General features: G+C 68.8%; 20 protein-coding genes and 1 pseudogene. 11 read left to right on the plus strand and 10 right to left on the minus strand.

Features of this window, described 5'->3' with window-relative positions; genetic code table 11:
- Both D107_RS13375 and D107_RS13380 read left to right on the plus strand, forming a co-directional pair.
- On the plus strand, positions 1–234 hold a 234-nt coding region (locus D107_RS13375; protein WP_038035408.1), incomplete at its 5' end, for a transposase.
- A 61-nt stretch (positions 235–295) separates the two neighbouring features.
- Positions 296–2,935: pseudogene (locus D107_RS13380) on the plus strand (EAL domain-containing protein); the annotation flags it as partial.
- Positions 2,936–2,942: 7 nt separating this feature from the next.
- Here the strand turns inward: D107_RS13380 and D107_RS0112690 are convergent.
- Positions 2,943–4,673, minus strand: a complete 1,731-nt coding sequence (locus tag D107_RS0112690) for a diguanylate cyclase domain-containing protein (protein ID WP_018880135.1) — start codon at positions 4,671–4,673, stop codon at positions 2,943–2,945.
- Between the two features lie 158 nt (positions 4,674–4,831).
- Between D107_RS0112690 and D107_RS13385 the strand changes: the two genes are divergently transcribed.
- Positions 4,832–5,359 carry a DUF3293 domain-containing protein gene (locus D107_RS13385; RefSeq protein ID WP_038032887.1) on the plus strand — a complete coding sequence of 176 codons (528 nt, stop codon included), beginning with the start codon at positions 4,832–4,834 and terminating at the stop codon, positions 5,357–5,359.
- On the opposite strand, the gene D107_RS0112700 is transcribed toward D107_RS13385, so the two are convergent.
- On the minus strand, positions 5,356–5,823 hold the full coding sequence (locus D107_RS0112700) for a CopD family protein (RefSeq protein ID WP_018875849.1): 468 nt from the start codon (positions 5,821–5,823) through the stop codon (positions 5,356–5,358). The two genes, D107_RS13385 and D107_RS0112700, sit on opposite strands and share 4 nt — an antisense overlap.
- Before the next feature lie 150 nt (positions 5,824–5,973).
- Between D107_RS0112700 and D107_RS0112705 the strand changes: the two genes are divergently transcribed.
- Positions 5,974–6,363, plus strand: a complete 390-nt coding sequence (locus D107_RS0112705) for a RidA family protein (RefSeq protein WP_018867162.1) — start codon at positions 5,974–5,976, stop codon at positions 6,361–6,363.
- A complete protein-coding gene (gene recG, locus D107_RS0112710) occupies positions 6,335–8,449 on the plus strand; it encodes an ATP-dependent DNA helicase RecG (RefSeq protein WP_081619392.1) in 2,115 nt (704 codons plus the stop codon). Before D107_RS0112705 ends, recG begins: the two co-directional genes overlap by 29 nt.
- 251 nt (positions 8,450–8,700) lie before the next feature.
- On the opposite strand, the gene D107_RS0112715 is transcribed toward recG, so the two are convergent.
- From D107_RS0112715 to D107_RS0112725, 3 genes are all read right to left on the minus strand, one after another.
- Entirely contained in the window at positions 8,701–9,243 is a 543-nt protein-coding gene (locus D107_RS0112715; RefSeq protein WP_018881629.1) for a DJ-1 family glyoxalase III, read from the minus strand.
- Positions 9,244–9,274: 31 nt separating this feature from the next.
- A complete protein-coding gene (locus tag D107_RS0112720; protein WP_018867159.1) occupies positions 9,275–10,552 on the minus strand; it encodes a S41 family peptidase in 1,278 nt (425 codons plus the stop codon).
- Between the two features lie 120 nt (positions 10,553–10,672).
- Positions 10,673–11,854 carry a murein hydrolase activator EnvC gene (locus D107_RS0112725; protein ID WP_018881630.1) on the minus strand — a complete coding sequence of 394 codons (1,182 nt, stop codon included), beginning with the start codon at positions 11,852–11,854 and terminating at the stop codon, positions 10,673–10,675.
- 73 nt (positions 11,855–11,927) lie between these two features.
- On the opposite strand from D107_RS0112725, the gene D107_RS0112730 reads away from it, so the two are divergent.
- The 6 genes from D107_RS0112730 (at position 11,928) to D107_RS0112755 (ending at position 15,380) form a co-directional block, all read left to right on the plus strand.
- Positions 11,928–12,263 (plus strand): helix-turn-helix transcriptional regulator, encoded by a 336-nt coding sequence (locus D107_RS0112730; RefSeq protein WP_018867157.1) that lies wholly within the window; start codon positions 11,928–11,930, stop codon positions 12,261–12,263.
- Positions 12,264–12,291: 28 nt separating this feature from the next.
- Positions 12,292–12,720: a rhodanese-like domain-containing protein gene (locus tag D107_RS0112735; RefSeq protein ID WP_018867156.1), complete on the plus strand. Its 429-nt coding sequence runs from the start codon at positions 12,292–12,294 to the stop codon at positions 12,718–12,720.
- The gene (grxC, locus tag D107_RS0112740; RefSeq protein WP_018881631.1) at positions 12,720–13,010 is read left to right on the plus strand and encodes a glutaredoxin 3; all 291 of its coding nucleotides are present in this window, start codon (positions 12,720–12,722) and stop codon (positions 13,008–13,010) included. Before D107_RS0112735 ends, grxC begins: the two co-directional genes overlap by 1 nt.
- 106 nt (positions 13,011–13,116) lie before the next feature.
- A complete protein-coding gene (gene secB / locus D107_RS0112745) occupies positions 13,117–13,641 on the plus strand; it encodes a protein-export chaperone SecB (protein WP_018867154.1) in 525 nt (174 codons plus the stop codon).
- Positions 13,642–13,709: 68 nt separating this feature from the next.
- Complete coding sequence (locus D107_RS0112750) at positions 13,710–14,702, plus strand: NAD(P)H-dependent glycerol-3-phosphate dehydrogenase (RefSeq protein WP_018867153.1); 993 nt, start codon at positions 13,710–13,712, stop codon at positions 14,700–14,702.
- A gap of 99 nt (positions 14,703–14,801) precedes the next feature.
- A complete protein-coding gene (locus tag D107_RS0112755) occupies positions 14,802–15,380 on the plus strand; it encodes a hypothetical protein (protein WP_018867152.1) in 579 nt (192 codons plus the stop codon).
- A 23-nt stretch (positions 15,381–15,403) separates the two neighbouring features.
- On the opposite strand, the gene D107_RS0112760 is transcribed toward D107_RS0112755, so the two are convergent.
- From D107_RS0112760 to D107_RS0112780, 5 genes are all read right to left on the minus strand, one after another.
- A complete protein-coding gene (locus D107_RS0112760) occupies positions 15,404–15,688 on the minus strand; it encodes a hypothetical protein (protein ID WP_018867151.1) in 285 nt (94 codons plus the stop codon).
- Positions 15,689–15,994: 306 nt separating this feature from the next.
- Positions 15,995–17,650 carry a BCCT family transporter gene (locus D107_RS0112765; RefSeq protein WP_018881632.1) on the minus strand — a complete coding sequence of 552 codons (1,656 nt, stop codon included), beginning with the start codon at positions 17,648–17,650 and terminating at the stop codon, positions 15,995–15,997.
- A gap of 57 nt (positions 17,651–17,707) precedes the next feature.
- Positions 17,708–18,859: a putative zinc-binding metallopeptidase gene (locus D107_RS0112770; protein WP_018867149.1), complete on the minus strand. Its 1,152-nt coding sequence runs from the start codon at positions 18,857–18,859 to the stop codon at positions 17,708–17,710.
- A 105-nt stretch (positions 18,860–18,964) separates the two neighbouring features.
- Positions 18,965–20,275 (minus strand): triacylglycerol lipase, encoded by a 1,311-nt coding sequence (locus tag D107_RS0112775; protein WP_018867148.1) that lies wholly within the window; start codon positions 20,273–20,275, stop codon positions 18,965–18,967.
- 69 nt (positions 20,276–20,344) lie between these two features.
- Positions 20,345–20,710, minus strand: a complete 366-nt coding sequence (locus tag D107_RS0112780) for a 5-carboxymethyl-2-hydroxymuconate Delta-isomerase (protein ID WP_018881633.1) — start codon at positions 20,708–20,710, stop codon at positions 20,345–20,347.
- Positions 20,711–20,713 lie beyond the last annotated feature (3 nt).

Genomic DNA, 20,713 nt, shown 5'->3' on the forward strand with positions numbered 1-20,713 from the left:
CGGGCCCATCACAAGCACATGAAGAGCACCAACATGCTCGAGCGGCTGAACGAGGAGATCCGCCGCCGGACCCGGGTGGTCCGGATCTTCCCCAACACCCACAGCTGTCTACGCCTGGTACGGGCCCTGGCCGTCGAAATCCACGAAGGCTGGCTGGAGGACAACCGCTACCTGAACATGGATCTGCTCAAAGAGCACAAGAAAATCCTGCTGAGGCAGGCCGAGGCCGCCTGAGCCATACCGACCAACCGAACATGGCTGACTCACTTCTGCACAACTTGACGCACACAACCTCTACGTCCTGTTCGCCGCCTTCGTCGCGGCCCATACGCGGACGCCCGCACGCGGCCTGATGACCGGACTGCTGGTACTGCTGGGCATCACGTGGGTGGTCAACACCCTGCAGCCCTACAGCATGCAGTACCGCCACATCGAGGAGTTGCGCATCCTCGAGCTGCCCTGGGGCGAGAACGTGGCCCTGGCCGTGGGCACGATCAGTCCCTGGTTCGGCTTCGGCGTCCTCGCGGTCTTTCTGGTGTTCGGCTTCGCGCTGGTCACGTTGATCCGGCATTACCGCCGCCACCGCCAGGCCACCACCCTGCTCCTGCTGGGCGGGATCGGGGTCTTCGTACTGTTCACCACTCAGGGCGTGCTCGCCCGTGCCGGCGTGCTGGAGATGCCGCAGCTCGCACCGTTCGGCTACGTGGTGATGGTGGTGATGATGAGCCTGGTGCTGAACCGCGAGACTGGCGAACGCCTGCGCGACTCCGAGAGTCGCTTCCGCGCGCTGGTCGAGCAGTCCCCCATCGGCATCCAGGTGCTCACGCCGGAAGGCGAGATCCGCCAGACCAATGCCGCCTGGGAACGCATGCATGGCAGCGACGCCTCCCGCCCGGGCGGGAACGTCCTCGAGCGCCCGGATCCGATCGACCAGAAGCTCCTGGAACCGCTCGCGGATGCCGTGCGCGGGCACTACCGCGAGATCGGCCCGCTGGCCTACACCCCGCCGGCGCCTGCCGACACCGGGACCGGGGAAGGCCCCGCCGGCCCGCCCGGGGAGCGCTGGCTACGGGGCTGTATCTACCCGTTGCAGGATACGCAGGGTGAGGTGCAGGACGTCATCGTGATGCAGGAGGATGTGACCGCCGCGCACCGCAGCGAGGATGCCCTGCGCCTGATCGCCGAGGGCCTGCAGGCACGCTCGCGCGAGGAGTTCTTCCAGCAGCTGGTGCTCAAGCTGAGCAACCTGTTCGATGCCGACTATGCCCTGATCGGCATGGAAGACCCGGAGCACCCCGGCGTCGTCGAGACCGTCGCCCTGTGCGCCCGAGGCCGGATCGTCGACAACCTGCGCTACGACCTCGCCGAGACACCCTGCGAACGCGTGCTGGAGATCGGCACCTGTATCTATCCCTGCGACGTGCAGCAGCGTTTCCCGGAGGATGCAATGCTGGTGGAGATGGATGCCGAGAGCTACCTCGGCGCCCCGTTGCTGGACAGCCAGGGGACGCTGCTCGGGCATATCGCGATGGTCAACCGCCATCCGGTCGAGGATGTCGACAAGGCGATGGAGATCCTCGGGATCATGGCCGACCGCGCGGGCGCGGAACTGGAGCGGCTGCATACCGAGGAGCACATCCACGCGCTGGCCTACCACGACGCCCTGACCGGGCTGGCCAACCGGACCCGCCTGCACGACGACCTGACCCGGCATATCGAGGAGGCCGTCGTGGGGGACCTGCACGGTGGCCTGATCCTGATCGACCTGGATCACTTCAAGACCATCAACGATGCCCTCGGTCACGCGGTGGGCGACACCGTGCTGGGGGCCGTCGCCGAACGCCTGCGGGCCCATGCCCCGGAGGGCGCGCTGATCGTCCGCCTGGGGGGCGACGAGTTCGCCGTGGTGCTGCCGCCCCGCGATGGGGCCCGCGAGGCACTCGAGTCCGACCTGCACGCCATCGCCGAACGCATCCTCGAGGCCCTGCAGCGACCCATCGTGATCGGCGAGCGCACCTTCGGGGTCGGGGCCAGCCTGGGCTGCGTATGCTATCCGGATGCCGGCGAGAGCTCGGCCGATGCCCTGCGCCACGCCGATATCGCCCTGTACCAGGCCAAGCGGGCCGGGCGCGGCGGCGTGCAGTTCTACCGCCATGCGCTGCAGGACGAGGCCCATGCCCGCCTGCAGATCGAGGACGGTCTGCGCCAGGCGGTGGAGCGCGGCCAGCTGGACCTGCACTACCAGCCCCAGCTCGATGCCGCCGAACGCCTGATCGGCGCCGAGGCCCTGCTGCGCTGGCGGCACCCGGAACTGGGCGCGGTTGCGCCGGACCTGTTCATCCCGGTCGCGGAGGAGACCGGCCTGATCCATGGCATCGGCAACTGGGTCCTGGACCATGCCCTGGAACGCCTGTCGCAGTGGCAGCAGGCGGGGCTGCGTCCGCCGCGCCTGGCCCTGAACCTGTCACCGTGGCAACTCTCGCGCCCCGATTTCGTCGACCAGTTCCAGGCCCGCCTGCGCCACCACGGGGTTGACGCCCGCACCGTGACCCTGGAGGTCACGGAATCCGGACTGCTGCGCGACCTGCCGGATGCGATCGCCAAGCTGGGCGCGCTGCAGACCCTCGGCGTGCGCATCGCGCTGGATGACTTCGGCACCGGGTACTCGTCGCTGGCCTATCTGCGCGACCTGCCGGTGGACGAACTGAAGATCGACAAGTCCTTCGTGCAGGGGCTGCTGGCCGGTGGCGACCGGACCCTGATCGAGAACATCGTGGACATCGCCCGCAACATGGAGCTGGACGTGATCGCCGAGGGCGTGGAACACGCCGAGCAGCGGGACCAGCTACTGGCGCTGGGCTGCACGCGCTTTCAGGGGTTCCTGTTCAGCGAGCCCCTCGCCGAGGAGGCCTTCACCGCCCGGCTGCGGCAATAGCACCGGTTCAGTCGCGAGCGGACGGGTCCTCCAGCCCGCACCCCAGGGCGCCCCGCCGGCGCAGCGCCAGATCGGTTGCGCGCACCGCCGCCTCGGGACACTCGTGGTACAGCACGATACGGCTGCCACCCTCTTCCTTGGCCAGATACATGGCGCGGTCGGCACGCTGCAGCAGGGTCTCCGCGTCGTCGCCGTCCCCGGGATAGAGCGCCGCCCCCATGCTGAGGCCCACGTACACCGCTTCGCGGTTCACCTCCACCGGTTCCTCGAAGCGCTCGATCAGCTTGAGGCCGACACCGGTGACGGCATCGGGATCACGGACATTCTCCAGCAGCAGCACGAACTCGTCGCCACCCACGCGGGCGACCACATCGCTCTCCCGCACCCCCTCGCGCAGGCGCCGCGCCACGGTCACCAGCATCACGTCCCCGGCATCATGCCCCAGGCGGTCATTGATCGGCTTGAAGCCGTCGAGATCGCAGACCACCAGGGCCAGCCCGGTGCCCGTCCGCTGGGCCCGGCGCAGGGCCTGCTGCAGATGCTCCTGCAACAGGCTGCGGTTGGGCAGGCCGGTCAGGGAGTCGTGGTGGGCCTGATGCCACAGGCGCTCCTCCGAGGCCTTGTCGCGGGTGATGTCGCGCACCATGCCCAGCACCTGCACGGCCCGCCCCTCGGCATCACGGTCGATCTCGCCCTCCACCCGGACATGGCGGACCCCGCCGTCCCGGCGCACGACCCGGTGATCCACCCGGTAGAAATTCTCGCGGTCCAGGGCCTCGTTGGTCGCGCGCCGCACGCGGGTGCGATCATCCGGGTGGATGGCGCGCATGTACGCCTCGAAACCCGCACTCTCGGTGCGCGGATCGAGACCGAACAGTTCGAAGACATGCGACGACCAGTTCATGCGCTGACCCCGGATATCCCAGTCCCAGTAGCCCGCCCCGGCGATCCGCTGCGCCTCTTCCAGGCGCTCGGTGGTCTCCTGCAACGCCGCGGTGCGCCGGGCCACGGCGGCCTCCAGCCCGGCCTGCGTCTCGCGCAGACGAGCCTCGACCTGCTGGCGGCTCTCCAGCTCCTGGCGCAACGCGGCATGATCGCGCCAGATCCGCCGGCGCACGCGCACCCACATCAGCAGCATGATCAGGACCGTGATGCCGGTGGCGATCAGCGTGATCTGCTGCGCCTGCTCGTGACGCCGGGCCATGGCGGCCACCGCCTCCTCGTTGTCATGCTCGAAGGCCTGCAGGATGGCTTCCATCTGCTCCAGGACTTCCTCCTGCACCGGCATCGCCTCGGCATACAGGAGGGCCAGCGCCTCGTTGCGCCCACCCGCGAGGGCGATGTCCACGAGTTCGGACAGGATCGGAGCCCCGGTCGCGGTCAGCTCGCGCAGCTCCGCCAGCAACGCGGCATCGCGCGGGGTCCGGGCCAGCAGCTCGGCGCCCGCTCGGGCCTCCAGAAAACGTTCGGCCAGTTCGCGAAACTCCCGCTGGTAGCGGTCCTGCAGGGCCGGATCCTCGGCGCTGATGACCAGCGAGGCGCGCAGCATGCGCTCGCGTACCAGGCTGCGCATGCGGTGCACGCGATCCACCTTCTGCACGTATTCCTCGGTCAGGGCCTGGACGTCGTACTGCAGTTGCTGCACGCGCAGCCAGCTGGCCATGGCGACTACCGCGACCAGCAACAGCACCACGACAAAGGCACTGGTCAGACCGGGGACGACAGGACGCGAGGGCATGGCTGCTCAAGCCACCAAGGATACGGGCCACGCCCCATACGCACGCAGGCCGGTTGCCGGCGAAACCCCGCAAACCGCTGTCGCATCCTTGACGCGCATCCCGTTCCCCCTGTTTGATCGATCGCATCTGCACGATCCAGCCGCGAGGGTGCCGCGAGATGTCCACCAATACAAGCGCTGACGCTGCCGACCCCGCCCCGGGGCGCGCGGAATGCGCCCCAACCAGATCGCGACGGGCTGAACTGGAACAGGCCTACCGCAAGGCGCGGTACTGCGTGGAGACCGCGGACGGTTCATGGGTGCTGCGCATCGACCGGGCGGCCGATGAGGTGGCGGCCTGGATGGCGGGGCATGGCACCCACCGCCTCGTCGTGCTGACCGCCTGCAACCCGGGCAGCCAGCCGCTCACCGAGGAAGAAAACCAGCAACGCCAGCAGCGGTTGGAGCGGGCCGTGACGGAACAGGGCCTGCGCGCCTGGCCGGCCTGCAACCGCGATCCCCTGGGCCACTGGCCGGACGAGCCGGGCCTGGCGATCGCGGACCTGCCCGAACACCTGCTCGCGCGCTGGCTGGAGACATTCGGCCAGAACGCCGCCGTGCTGCTGGAGCCGCCCGAACCGCCACGACTGGTCTGGAGGGCCGGACGGACCGGGCGTCCTGTGCCCCCGCCAGGGGATGCAGATTAGAGCGGCAGGCGCCCGCCCGAGGCGACCACGATCGTCGCCAGGCCGATCAGGGTATTGATCCCGACCAGGATGCGGATCTGCCCCAGGCGGCGCAGGCCTTCCTGGGCGTCATCCGCGGCAATGGCCTGGCGCATGCGGCGAAACGGCGCGAAGAACACATGGGCGAAGATCGCCATCATGATCAGACCCAGCAGCAGCATGGTATGCACGCTGGGGTGGACGTCGCCCATGCCGCCGAACACGCCGAAGATCATGTAGAAGCCGGTCGCCAGGATCACCAGCACCGAGGCCCAGACCCACGGGAAGAAACGGGCGAACACGCCCTCCCAGAGCTTCAGCCGGGGCATGCCCTCGAGCTGCTGCCCCGCCACCGGGCGCAGGAACATGTAGGCGAAGAACATGCCGCCCACCCAGATCACCACCGCCAGTACATGCAGCACATTCGCCAGTGCGTATCCCGTCATTGCCTGCTTCCTCTGTGTCGTTGTCCGTGTGCCGCGCAGTGTATCCGTCCGCGCCCCGGTCTGCCGAGTCCGCGGACACCCCACACGAGCGTCCGGATCAGTAGAATGGCGCCATCCGCGACAATCTATCCGGCCGAACAAGGAGCCCGCATGTCCCGCGAGATCATCCAGACCGATAACGCCCCGGCCGCCATTGGCCCCTATTCCCAGGCCGTGCGCGCCGGCGACACCCTGTACCTGTCGGGCCAGATCCCGCTGGATCCGGCCACCATGGAACTGGTGGGCGGCGGCATCGAGGACCAGATCCGCCAGGTATTCGCCAATCTCCAGGCCGTCCTGGAGGCCGCGGGCGCGAGCACCGCGGACATCGCCAAGCTGAACATCTTCCTGACCGACCTGACCCACTTCCCGCTAGTCAACGAAATCATGGGCGAGGTCTTCGGCGAGCCCTACCCGGCACGCGCCGCGATCGGCGTGGCCGCCCTGCCCAAGGGCGCCCAGGTGGAGATGGATGCCATCGCCTGGTGCCCGCGCGGCTGAGCAGCCGACGCGAGCCCCGTCGGTGGACCTGCAGGCCCCGCTGACCACCCTGAAGGGCGTCGGCCCGGCGGTGGCCGAGCGCCTGGAACGCCTGGGCCTGGTACAGGCCGGGGACCTGCTGTTCCACCTGCCCCTGCGCTTCGAGGACCGCACCCGGCTGACCCCGATCGCCGCGCTGCGCCCGGGCCTGGCCGCGCTGTTCGAGGGCCGCGTCACCCATGCCGAGGTGGTGCACCGCCGCCGGCGCATGCTGGTGGTCACCCTGGCCGACGACCAGGCACAGATCCTGCTGCGCTTCTTCCACTTCGGCGCCAACCAGCAACGGCGCCTGGGACCCGGCACGCGCATCCGCGCCTTCGGCGAGCCGCGCGGCCTGCCCGGGGCACTGGAATGCGTGCATCCGGAGCTCCAGACCGTGGGGGATACCCCGCCCGCGCTGGAATCGCACCTGACCCCGATCTACCCGACCACCGAGGGCATCTCGCAGAAGCTGCTGCGCCAGCTGGTGACGCACGCCCTGCCGGGCATGCAGGCCCTGCCCGATCTGCTGCCGGAGCTGTCCCGCCAGGGCCTGCCCGGGCTGCACGCCGCGCTGGAACAGCTGCACCATCCCCCGGCGCGGGCCGATGCCCTGGGCGAACTGGATACCGCGGAGAACCGCAGCCCGGCGCGCACCCGCCTGGCGCTGGAGGAGCTGTGCGCCCACCAGCTCGCACGCATGCAGCAAAGCCGGACACCACGGGACGCGCGCGGCGCCCCGGTCATCCAGCCGCCCGGGGCGCTGTGGCAGCAACTTCGCGAACAGCTTCCGTTCGCGCCGACCGGCGCGCAGGAACGCGTGACCGCCGAGATCTTCGCCGACCTGGCGCGACCGCAACCGATGAACCGGCTGGTGCAGGGAGATGTGGGCTCGGGCAAGACCCTGGTGGCAGTCGCGGCCGCACTGGCCGCGGTGGAGGCCGGCTTCCAGGTCGCCTTCATGGCCCCCACGGAGCTGCTGGCGCGCCAGCACGGGCGCAACCTCGCCCAGTGGCTGGAACCGCTGGGGATTGCGATCGCCTGGCTGGGCGGACGCCAGACCGCGAGCGAACGCGGCCAGCTGCTCGCCGAGCTGGCCGCGGGCCAGCGGCAGGTCGCCATCGGGACCCACGCCCTGTTCCAGGAGGAGGTCCGCTTTCACCACCTGGGGCTTGCGATCATCGACGAGCAGCACCGCTTCGGCGTCCACCAGCGCATGGCCCTGCGCGACAAGGGCAACGGGTACATGCCGCACCAGCTGATCATGACCGCCACGCCCATCCCGCGCACCCTGGCCATGGCCCTGTATGCGGAACTCGCCAGCTCGGTGATCGACGAGCGCCCGCCCGGGCGCACGCCGGTACGCACCGCGCTGATCAGCCACGAGCGCCGCGACGAGGTCATCGAGCGCATCCGCGCCGCCTGCGGCTCCGGCACCCAGGCCTACTGGGTCTGCCCGCTGGTGGAGGAGTCGGAACAACTGGAGGCGGAATCCGCCGAGGCCACCGCCGAACGCCTGCGCGAGGCGCTGCCGGAATTGACCATCGGCCTGGCCCACGGACGCATGAAGGGCCCCGAGCGCGACGCGGTGATGGAGCGCTTTCGCGCGGGGGCAATCGACCTGCTGGTCGCCACCACGGTCATCGAGGTCGGCGTGGACGTACCCAACGCGAGCCTGATGATCATCGAGAACGCCGAGCGCATGGGACTCTCGCAGCTGCACCAGTTGCGCGGCCGGGTCGGGCGCGGCAATACCGCCTCCGCCTGCGTACTGCTCTACCGCCCGCCACTGGGCGAGACCGCGCGCGAGCGCCTGGAGGCGATGCGCCGCACCGACGACGGCTTCGAGATCGCCGAGGTGGACCTGAAACTGCGGGGGCCGGGAGAACTGCTGGGCACGCGCCAGACCGGCGATCGCAGCTTCCGCGTCGCCGACTGGACCCGCGACCAGGACCTGCTGGACGAGGCCACCACACTGGCCGCACGAATCGAGAACGACCCAGCCCGCGCCGGCGCCCTGATCGAACGCTGGCTGGGCAGCGCCACCCGCTACGCCACCGTGGGGTAGGAATTCACCACGAAGCCCACGAAGGCACGAAGGAGGTCAACTTCAAGAGCGGTTTGAACCACCGAGGACACAGAGAAACATCAGGATTGCGGAGGAGTAGCACCAATGATCAGTGCACCGACAGGGATGCAGATCCCGGCAATCCCGGCACCCTTGAATGATCTTCTTTTCTCCTTGTCCTCCGTGCCCTCTGTGGTGAAATGCCCTTGACCTTCTTCGTGCCTTCGTGCGCTTCGTGGTCGAAACATCCCTCAGGGCCTCAGGAGCGGACCCTCGACGGCGTCGCGGGCATCGCGGCCGGCGAGCTGCTCGATCAGGGTCAGGGCGAAGTCCATCGCGGCGCCCGGGCCGCGGCCCGTGATCAGGCGGCCGTCCACCTCCACCGGGGCGCCGGTGGACGGGATTCCGACGTCGTCCAGCGCGCCGGTGAACGCCGTCACGCGCCGGCCTTCCAGCAGGCCGGCCTCGGCCAGCGCCTTGGGTCCGGCGCAAACCGCCGCCAGGTAGCCGTCGCGCTCGGCCTGCGCCCGCAGGAGTCCCTGCACCCGGGCATCGTCGCGAAGGTGATTGGCCCCCGGCAGGCCACCCGGCAGGACGATCAGGTCAAAGGCCGCATCCAGCACCTGGTCCAGGGTGGTATCCGGCTGGATGACTGTTCCGCGCGAGCAGGTCACCGGCCCGGACTCCAGCCCGGCCACGGTGACCTCGAATTGCGCGCGTCGCAGCAGGTCGATGATGGTGACTGCCTCCAGTTCCTCGGCCCCGGCAGCCAGGGGCACCAGTACGTTCGGCATCGGTTCTCCGTCGATCGCGACCCCGCCGCGCTCAGCGGCGGTTGTAGAAGTTCAGGCCCTTCAGCAGGTTCAGCGCCTCGCTCAGGCCGTAGTCGCGCTCGGCCAGGGCCTCGCCATTGTCCTCGTCATCCGCATCCACCGACTCCGGCAGACCGTCCCGGCCCATGCGGGCGCCGCCGTTCTCGCTGTCACTGCGCTGCACCACCAGTTGCTGCAGGCGGATGTCCGGCTCGATCCCGTCCTCGTTGATCGCGCGACCCTCGGGCGTGAAGTAGCGCGCGGTGGTCAGCTTGATCCCGGTGTTCTGGGTCAGCGGCAGGATGGTCTGTACCGAGCCCTTGCCGAAGGTGTTCTGGCCCATGACGACGGCCCGCTTGTGGTCCTGAAGCGCGCCCGCCACGATCTCCGAAGCCGAGGCCGAACCGCGATTGACCAGCACCACCATCGGCGCGCCCTTGAGCACGTCGCCCGGCGAGGCCTGGTAACGGAACTGCGAGTCCTCCAGACGGCCCTCGGTGTAGACGATGAGGCCGTCCTCGAGGAACGCGTCCGAGACTCCCACGGCCCCGTTCAGGATGCCGCCCGGGTTGTTGCGCAGGTCCAGCACCAGACCCTTCAGCTCGCCCTGCTCCTGCAGGTCCTCGACCGCCCGCACGAGATCGCGCGCGGTGCGCTGCTGGAAGTTGCTGATGCGCACATAGCCAAATCCGTCCTCCAGGATCTCGGAGCGCACGCTCTGCACCTGGATCACATCCCGGGTGATGGTGATCTCCATCGGCCGGTCCTCGCCATCGCGCAGCACGGTCAGGGTGATGTCCGACCCTTTCTCGCCGCGCATCTTGGCGACCGCGTCGGACAGCGACATGCCCTTCACCGACTCGCCGTCCAGGCGGATAATCAGATCACCGGCCTCGATCCCGGCACGGCTGGCGGGGGTGTCGTCGATCGGCGCGATGACCTTGACGAACCCGTCTTCCATGCCCACCTCGATCCCCAGGCCACCGAACTCGCCGGAGGTGCCGACCTGCATGTCCTCGAAGTCCTGTTCGTCCAGGTAGGCCGAGTGCTGGTCCAGACCGGACAGCATCCCCTGGATCGCGTTGTCCAGCAGGTCCTTGTCGTCGACCTCGGTGACGTAATTGCGCTTGATGCGCATGTACACGTCGGTGAAGCGCTGCAGATCCTCCACCGGCAGGGCGGATTGCGCGCCATTGTCGCGGTCGGCGTAGACGGCCACCGAGACACTCAGCATGACCCCTACGACCAGTCCGACGATCAGGGCGTATCCGGTGCGACAAGACTTGCTCATTACCTTTCCTCGTTACGTGAGGTGATTAGTGTGAGGATGGTAGCACCGGCAATGTGATGGGCGCCTGAATGCAGGCGCTCCATCCGCCTTTTGCCGGACCCCGGTCTCACTTCTCTCTGTCTACTGAGAGGGCCACCAGCCCTCGGGGTTCAATGGTCCGCCGTTATGCCGGATCTCGAAGTAGAGTCCGGGCGCGATCGCCTCGCTGCCCGCGCCGGCCACGGCCAGCTGCTCGCCGGCGCCCACCGTTGCGCCTTCTGCCACCAGGATCTCCTCCACATTGGAGTACAGCGTCAGGTAGCGCTCGCCGTGATCCACGATCACCAGGAACCCGTAGCCCTGCATCCAGTCGGCGTAGACCACCTGCCCGTAGTGCACCGCACGCACCGCCGCGCCGTTCTCGACCTCCAGCACCGTGCCGCGCCAGCGCGAGCGCAGGCGACTGCCACGGGAATCATTGAAGCTGCGGATTACCCGGCCGTCGGCCGGCCGCGGGAGTTCGCCCTGCAGCTCGGCGAAGGCCACGTCGGGTTGCGCGGGGGCGGAGTCCCCGGGGGCCTCGGCGCGCGCCGCGCTGCGCGCCTCGACCTCCTCGATCACCGCCTCCAGGGTCTCCGCGTTGCGCTGCAGGCGTTCCAGCTCCAGTGCCTCGTCCTCGATGGCCGCCTCCAGTTCCGCCATGGCCTGGCGCTGGCGCGCCTCCTCGCGTTCCAGATCCGCGACCGCGGCGCGCGCCTGTTCCTCCTGTTCCGCCAGGACCGCACGTTCCCGCGCCAGGGCCTCGCGCTCCGCCTCCAGCCCCTCGATCCGGTCACGCAACGACTCCAGCGCCTGCTCCCGGGCCTCGCGGATACGCACGGCGAACGCCACATGGTGGCGATCGCCCCCTCCCTGCCCGTTCAGGCGCCCGACGTGGCGTTCGCGCTGCCACTGGTCGCGCACCAGCCGGGCCGCCGCGCGGCGTTCCGTCTCCAGGTGCTCCCGGGCCTCTTCCACCCGCGCCTCCTGGTCGGCGACGACCGCCTCCTGGCGCGAACGCTCCTGCGCCAGCTCGCGCAACTCGCGGCGCGAGTCCTCGGTCCCGCGCGCGGCATCCGCCAGCAGGGCCTCCAGTTCCTGCAAGGCCGCGTAGCGCTCCTCCTGGGTGCGTTCCAGGTCCTGGATCGCCTCGCGGGTCTCGCGCAGTTCGGCCTCGGGTTCCAGCGCCAGGGCCCCCGGGGCCAGCAGCAGACCGGCCAGTACCGCGCACCAGAACGGGGCACGGAGGCCATATGGCTGACTCAGGATTGCGCAGATTCGCATATCGGGGTACGTTTAGGTTCTTATATTCTGACCCGGTTGCGAGGATTTCCCTCGCTCGCAAGAGAGGTATGCCGTGAGCCACGAAACGGTTGAAGACGATCTGTCCGTCGAAGACGGCCTGATGTCCCAGGACGAGGATATCGAACGGGCCTCGCGCTCGCTCAAGGCCATGTCCCACCCGCTGCGCCTGAAGATCCTCTGCATTCTCGGCGATCGCGAAATCAGCGTACAGGAAATCGTCGACCAGGTCGGGACCTCGCAGAGCAACATTTCGCAGCACCTGGGCATCCTGCGCGACAAGGGCATCCTCGCCACGCGCAAGGATGCCAACCGGGTCTACTACCGCGTGGGGGACTCCCGGACCCTGCGCCTGATCGGTATGATGCAGGACGTTTTCTGCAGTTCCTGACAATCACCCCTCCGATCCGGTCTCCCGAATGCTTGAACGCCTGCCCGAATTTCTCGCCAATCACCCGATCCTGACCGGCGCCCTGCTGGCGGTGATCGGGATGATCCTGTTCGTCGAACTCCGACGCCTGAACCGCAAGTACCGCTCCCTGTCGCCGGCCGAGGCGGTGCGCGTGATCAACCAGGACGACGCCCTGGTGCTGGACGTACGCGAGGACAGCGAGGTCGCGGCCGGCCGCATCGGAGGCGCCAAGCACATCCCGCTGGGCAGCCTGAAAAAGCGCATGGGCGACATCGAGAAGTACAAGGACAAGCCCGTGGTGGTCTACTGCCGCAGCGGCAACCGTTCCGCCAGCGCCGCGCAGCAGCTAACAGCGGCCGGGTTCGAGGACGTGGTCAACCTGCAGGGCGGCATCCAGGCCTGGCAATCGGCCAACATGCCCATCAAGAAGAAGTAATGCAGTTCGAGGTCTACTCCAGCGGGCGCTGCCCGTTCTGCCTGCTGGCCCGGCGCCTGCTCAACCAGCGTGGCTATCCGTTCGCGGAATACGCCGTCGACCGCGAACCGGGCCTGCGTGCCGAGATGGAGCAACGCGCCGACGGCCGCACCTCGGTCCCGCAGATCTTCCTCGGCGAGACCCACATCGGCGGCTTCGACGAACTGCAGGCGATGGACAGCAGTGGCGAGCTGGCGCGCCTGGCCGCCGCGGCAGGGGTCGAGCCGACAGCCGCCGGCAGTCCCGGATAACCGGCAGCGCCCGCACCACCGGGCAGCGCTTCCGGCCACCGCACCCGCAAGGCGCGCGCACCCCCTTACAATGCCCCGATTCAAGACGACTGCGAGATAGAACACCATGGCTGAAGAGAACTCCCCCAACAGCGGCAACGGCGCGGCCCAGGGCGAACAGAACGACCGCCCCGATTTCTCCATTCAGAAGGTCTTCATCAAGGACCTCTCGTTCGAGGCGCCGGACTCCCCCGAGGTGTTCATGCGCGAGTGGAAGGGCGAGACCAACATCCAGCTGAACACCAACGCACGCCCGATCGACGAGGCCGCCGGGGCCTTCGAAGTGGAACTGGGCCTGACCGTGACCACCGAGTCCGACGGCAAGACCGCCTACCTGGTGGAGATCAAGCAGGCGGGCGTCTTCATCGTGCGCAACTTCCCCGAGGACCAGCGCAATCACCTGCTGGGCGCCTACTGCCCCAACGTGCTGTTCCCGTTCGCCCGCGAAACCGTCGCCGACCTGGTCCTGAAGGGCGGCTTCCCGCAGCTGCTGCTGCAGCCGGTGAATTTCGAGTCGCTGTACGCCCAGCACCTCCAGGAGCAGAAGCAGCAGGCCGGCGGCGAGCAGACCGCGCCCAGCCAGCAGGCCTGACGCCAGGCCCCCGAAGGACCTGGCGTACCGACGCGAGCGCGCGTACATGAAGCATGGGGTTTCCTAGGATGCGCATCGCGGTCCTCGGCGGCGGCTGCTGGGGAACGGCGCTGGCCCTGCATGCGGCGCGGCTGCATGCCGACGTGGCCCTGTGGGTACGCGGCGATGACACCGCCGCGCGCCTGCAGGCCGAGCGCGAGAATGCCCGCTACCTCCCCGGCCACCGCTTCCCGGACAACCTCCGCGTCAGCGCCGACCCCGCGATCGTCGACGGCCGCGATCTGGTCCTGATCGCCGTCCCCTCCGGCGCCTTCCGCGCGACCCTGCGCTGGCTGGCCCCGCGGCTGGCGCGCGGACAGGTGGTGGCTTGGGCCACCAAGGGCCTGGAGACCGCCACCGGCGCCTGGCTGCACGAGATCGCCGAGCAGGAACTGGGTCCAGAGCACCCGCCCGCCCTGATCTCGGGCCCCTCCTTCGCCGCCGAGGTCGCGCAGGAGCAACCGACCGCGCTGTCCGTGGCCTCCACCGACGAAGACCATATGGATCGCCTGGTGGAGGCGCTGCACGGGCGTTCCCTGCGTCTGTACCGCAACACCGACGTCATCGGCGTGGAGCTTGGCGGGGCCCTGAAGAACGTGCTGGCGGTGGCTACGGGCATCGCCGATGGCGCCGGGTTCGGCGCCAATGCCCGCGCGGCCCTGATGACCCGGGGACTGGCCGAGATCCAGCGCTTCGGCGCCGCGGTGGGCGCCCGCCCTGCCACCCTTACCGGCCTCTCCGGGCTGGGCGACATGATCCTCACCTGCACCGACAACCAGTCGCGCAACCGCCGCCTGGGGCGGATGCTGGGCGAGGGGGTGGACCTCGAGACCGCCCGCGCGCGGGTCGGCCAGTCGGTGGAGGGCGTGGAGACGGCCCGGGTCGCCGTGGTGCGGGCCGAAGCACTGGAGGTGGAGATGCCGATCTGCGCCGAGGTACACGCCGTGCTCTACCAGGGCCGCCCGGTGCGCGACACCGTGCGCCGCCTGCTGGAACGCGACCCCACGCGCGAAGAGGGCTGACGCAGCGCCGGTAAAACCCTCGCGCGGCACCCGCACAATCGCCCCGCGCCCCGGGTTGCGGCTACCGTGGCGCTACACGTGAACGCAACGGAGGCAGGGATGAGCAAGGCCTGGAAGGAACTGGACCTGGAGGGCGGCGGCCTGCAGTCCATCAATGCCAAGCTCGCCAGCGAGATGCGCACCCGGCCCGCGGCCTACGCCGCGTGGGTCCTGTTCCCGCTGGGCCTGCACCGCTTCTACCTGCGCGAACCGCTGGGCGGCGCCGGCTTCCTGGCGCTCACCGCGATCACCCTGGCCCTGGCCTTTTTCGTACCCGCCCTCTGGTGGCTGCTACCCTTGGGCGCCGGTGTGCTGTGGGCGCTGGTGGACCTGTGGTGGATCGACCGCCGGGTCACCGACTACAACAAGGAACTGCGCAAGCAGGTCTTCCTGCGCAAGGGACACAAGCCGCCGCAGGACTACCGCGGCCGCTACACCAGCGACGAGGATGCCCGCCGCGAACTGCAGGAGTATCAGCGCATCAAGGACGCCGAAAAGCCGGGCCAGTCCGGCCAGGCCGGCGCCAGCGACCGTGACCGCGACGTGGGCGGCAAGCGGCGCATGCCCAGCTTCAACGAGCAGGAAGCCATGCTGCGCCAGATGCGCAAGGACCGGGGCGAAGGCGGCGACAACGGCTGACGCCGGCGCGCCGCCAGCCCGGATCAGTTGTCGCCGGGGCGCCACACGCCGCTGGCTTCCTGCGGCGGCGGCGCGGCCTGCTTGCGACTCTCCACGTCCACGAACACCGACTCGGTGAACTGCGACAGCTGCTTCAGGTATTCCTTGCGCTCGTTCACCGACTCCGGCATCTGCGCGACCATGAACCCGGTAATGGCGCTCAGGTACTGGACGGCCACGATGGGCTGTTGCGCCTTCGGATCCACCTCGGTCAGAACCTCCTGGACCTTCTGGATCAGCTCGCCGGACAACTGCAGGGTATCGCTCATGGGGCTTCTCTCGCGGTTCGGTTGACGATGGGCGCACAGGCTACGGCAAGCCCCGCCCACCCGAAAGTGGGCGCAGGATGCGCGGGCCTTTCCTGCGGCTCACCACCAAGCGCCCGAAAAACCAAAGAGCATTTACAGGAAGAAGGGAAGCTCGGAAGGATCTATTTGGATTTAGGTGCATTGGATGCATAGCCCTGAACATCCACCGCGAAGCGCAAGGGGTTTCCAACCATTCATTCTTCCTGTCTTCCCAACTTCCTGTTAATCGCTCTTTACGGTTTTTGCCGTGATGGAAGACCGGGGCCGTCAGGGAACCCGGCGGTCGTCCTCGTCGCGGGCCTCGGGGGCGTCGTCGTCTACGTCGAAGTCCTCGTGGACGCGGTCCGGCGGGATGGTCCACGGCTCGCTGGGCGCGACCGTGTGCTCGCCCGGACGCGGCGCGTAGCGCTCGTCCTCCAGACCGCGCATCAGCCCGACCACCATCATCAGCATCACCAGCGAGAACGGCAGCGCCGCCAGGATGACCGCGTTCTGCAGGACCTCCAGCCCGCCGGCCAGCAGCAGGACCCCGGTCACCAGCCCGATCATCGCCCCCCACAGGATCAGGTGGATCGCCCGATGCTCGGTGGATCCATGGGCCAGCAGGGTATTGATGACCACGATCCCGGCATTGGCGGAGGTCAGCAGGTAGGTCGCAATCAGGATCGTGATCAGAATCGCCCCCGTCTTCGCAATCAGCCAGGGCTCCAGGGTCTCCATGGTGGCGAAGGTCGCCATAGTCAGGTCCTCGGACACGCGCTCGGCGATATTGGCGATGCCCTCGACCTCGGCATGCAAAGCGGTGCCGCCCAGCAGCGCGAGCCAGAAGAAGGTGATCAGGGTCGGCACCAGCAGTACGCCCATCACGAACTCGCGCAGCGTGCGGCCGCGCGAGATGCGCGCGATGAACAGCCCGACGAACGGCGCCCAGGCCAGCCACCAGCCCCAGTAGAAGACCGTCCAGTCGGCATGCCACTCGTCCATATGGTGGGCGTGGGTGTACAGCGAGAGCCCCAGCAGGTTCTGCAGGTAGCTGCCGCTGGACTGCACGACCAGGGCCAGCAGGTACTGGGTCGGCCCCGCCACCAGCAGCAGCCCCAGGAGCGCGACACTGAGCCAGAGGTTGGCCTGGCTGACCCGCTGCACCCCGGCCTGCATCCCGGTCACCACGGACACGATCGCAATCACGGTCAGCAGCGCGGTCAGCATCAGTAGTCCGCGGTCCCCCTCCAGGGAGATCCCAACGGTGTGCGCGAGTCCGGACTCCAGTTGCTGGATCCCCAGGCCCAGCGTCGTCGCGATCCCGAAGACGGTGGCGATGATCGCCAACAGGTCGACCAGGTCCCCCGGCCAGGTGTGACTGTACTTGCCGATCAGCGGGTGCAGGGCCGAGCGCAGGGCCAGCGGCTGGCCCTTTCGGAACCCGAAGTAGGCCAGGATCAGGGCCAGCAGGGCGAACACGCCCCAGGCATTCAGACCCCAGTGGAAATAGGTCAGGACCATGGACATGTCCGCGGCCGCGGCCCGGTCGCCATTATCGATCAGGAACGGGTTCCCGCCGTAGTGCGACAGCGGCTCGGCCACCGCCCAGAACAGAAGCCCCACGCCCATGCCTGCAGCGAACAGCATCGACAGCCATGACAGGGTGGTGAACTCGGGAACCTCGTCGTCATGCCCCAGGCGCACGTTCTTGTAGCGCCCGACCCCGAGCCAGACCACGATCACCAGGAAGAAGGCCATGACGACCACGTAGTACCACTCCAGAAGCGGCGTCACGAAGGTACGCGCATCGCCCACCACCGCACCCAGCTGCTCGGTGCGATACACCCCCAGCAGGGCGATGATCACTACCAGGATCAGCGCCAGCGGCGCGACGCGCGGATTCAGCCCCTTGAATGGGCCACGGGTGGCAACGTTGTACATCGGGCGTCCTTTCGCATGAGTGGCGGGCGCGCCGGACCGCGCGCCCCCGGCGTGCGCTCAGGTACCGGTGGCACCCGCCAGCGCGGCACGACAATCCGTGCGGAAATCCTGAATGACCTGATGCACGAACGCCAGCTTGGCGATGGCCGTGGCCGTCAACACGAAGGGATAGACATGCGGATGCCCCATGCTGCGGTTGAGGCTGTTGAGGGCGCTGACCAGTGGCAGCCAGTGCTCCATCAGTCCATCGAAATCGGCCGCGGCATAGGCGTCGAAGGCCGGTGCATCGGCCTGCGCACCCAGCCGTGCTGACGGGCCGGCACCGGGCACGATATCCATGTTGTAGGCGGACGCGGTATCCAGGGTATCCACGATGTGCAGGTAGTGGGCCCAGGTCTCGGCCCAATCCTCCCAGGGATGCGAACTGGCGTAGGCGGAGACGAACGAGGCCTGCCATTCGGAGGGCGGCCCCTCGGCATAATGCCGGCGCAGGGCTTCGTCATAGTCCGCGCGCTCGTCGCCGAAGCGCTCGCGGAAGGCGGCATGCCAGGGAGTATCGCGGATCAGGCGGTCCCAGTAGTAGTGGGCGGACTCGTGGCGGAAATGGCCGAGGATCGTGCGATAGGGTTCGGCCATCGCCTCGCGCATGCGCTCGCGGACCGCCGGGTCGGCCTCGGCGATATTCAGGGTAATGAGCCCGTTCGCATGGCCGGTGACCACGCCACCGCCCTCGCGGAACTCGGGGGCCGTATCGGCCAGGAAGTCGAATGCGATCCCCTTGGGATCATCACGTCGCGGCACCACCGGCAGGCCCAGACGCAACAACCCGTAGACCAGGCGCCGCTTCTCCGTCTCCAGGCGCTCCCACAGACGTGCATTGCCGGGGACACTCAGGTCGGGGATGGTCCGGTTCAGGCGGCAGGCCCCGCAGAACGGGTCGGCGTCGCCGTGCGGCACCATCCAGTTGCAGACCGCGTCCACCGCATAGTGGCGACACTGGCGGTACAGTGCCCCGTCCGGCTCGTCCGCCACCCGCCACAATCCGCCAGGCACCGGGCGTCCGCGGGCATCCGTGGCCTCTCCGGCCGGCGCCAGGGCAGACACCTCCAGACGATCCGGGAGAAACCCCAGCCGATGGCCACAGCGTGTGCAGTAGGTGTTGTCGAAATACACCCCCTGCCCACAGCACTCGCACTCGAACAACTGCATCGCATTCCCCGTTGAACCGCCGCCCGCTCGAAGTGCGGCCGGGTGGCCCCAGACTACGCCGATCCCGCTGCCCCGTCGCGGTGCAGAAGCCGCCGGGCGCAGCCATTACCGGTCCTCCACCCGGGACAGGAGTTCCTCGACCCGCTCCAGCGCCAGCGGATGCGACAGGATGCCGGCATGCGTGGTCGCCACGCCGAAGACCGAGGCCGCCTCGCGCTGGGCCGGCGGGTGCAGCATGCTGGCCAGCGTGACCACCCCGTCCGCGGTCGCGCGCGCACCCCCTTCGCCGCGCTGGTAGCCGAACACCAGATGCAACTCGCCTGCCCCCGCGCCCGGATGCGGGAACAGGCCTTCCAGGTAGTCGCTGCCCGGGGCCATGTCGCGCCAGACCGGGATCACGACCGGCGAGCGATCCACCCCCTGCTGCGCCCGCTCGTGCCCGGCCCAGGGCGTGGACAGGGTGATCATAACCGGCACCGGTGCCGCCGCCTCGCGCCGAGCTCGCTCGTTCAGGAACCCCCGCGCCACCAGCCCGCCCATGCTGTGCGCCACCACCGGTAGCGACTCGACCCCGTGACGCACTTCCAGCTCCTCCACCACCTGTGCCAGGTGCGCAGCCGCCGACTGCAGTGGCAACCCGGAGGCGTAGTAGTAGAACCACGGCTGATAACGCTCGCGGTCCAGAACCTCCAGCAGCCCGGCAAAGTCCCGTGGCGAGCCGTTCATCCCGTGCACGAACAGCACCGGCGTCCGCGTCGGATCATGGGGCTCGAGGAAGTACACCCCCGCGTAACCGTCCATCACGAAGTCCAGGGGTCGCCACTGGCTGCCGCGGGCCACATCGGAGGCAAAACGCGGGTCGTCCAGGTGAGTTATCGTGCCGAAAGCGGTCACTCGACCCAGGCTCAGCGGAAGGTCGCGGGCGCCCTCGGCGCCCTCCAGGCCGCGCGTGGCCGGCAGGGCAACCGGGTGGGCCAGGCGATGGTCCCCGTTCACGCGGATCTCGATCCCGGTCAGCCGCCCGCCGGGGCCACAGTCCAGCGCCTCGCCGCCGGCCACATACTGCACCGGGGCACCGGCGGGATGGGCCCGATCACCCTCCTCGTCGCGGAAGGCCAGCACGCGGTAGCGACCCGGCTCCAGCCCGAAGAACCAGCTCCCGCCCTGGGCGCTGACCACATGGTCCACCGGCTCGGGCACCCCGGCGCCACCGACCGACTCGCGGAATACCGCCACGATATAGGGCCCCGTCCGACCCGCCTCGGACGCCGTCGCGTCCGGTCCCACCGTGCCGCTGATCACGCAGGCCCCGCCCATGCGCGCGAGCTGTTCGCGCGCGTCCAGCAGCGAACACCCCGCCAGCACGAACCCCAGCGCCAGGACCGCAACCACCCGTACCACCGCCATCACGAACATCCCGTTCCGTCTTTCCTCCCCCCGAGTGTAGCGGTCCGGAACGCCCGGCTCGCCACGCACACCGGCATTTCAATCCGGGCGGTCCCGGTCTCCGTCCTGCGGATCGTGCCGCGCGTAGCTCGCCGCCTCCATCTCGGTCACCTCGACGGTGATTACCGCCTCCCCGATCAGGTCCTGCAGGGCCCGCAGGACGGCCTCGCTCAGCGCCTGGCGCTGCGCCAGCGAACGGCCGGACTTGAGACGCACCTCGACATGCACGAAAGGCCGCACCTCGCCCCCGAGCCGATACTGCGACACCGGGTGGGCGCGGACCTTGATATGCGACGCCGGGAACAGCCCCGAAGCGCAGGCCGCCGCGTGCAGGGCGTCCAGCCAGGCGGCCACCTCCGGCCCCGCGGCCAGGCCCTGCGAATATTCGACGATCAGATGCGGCATACC

This window comes from Thioalkalivibrio sp. ALE30 (assembly GCF_000377465.1).
Classification (GTDB): domain Bacteria; phylum Pseudomonadota; class Gammaproteobacteria; order Ectothiorhodospirales; family Ectothiorhodospiraceae; genus Thioalkalivibrio.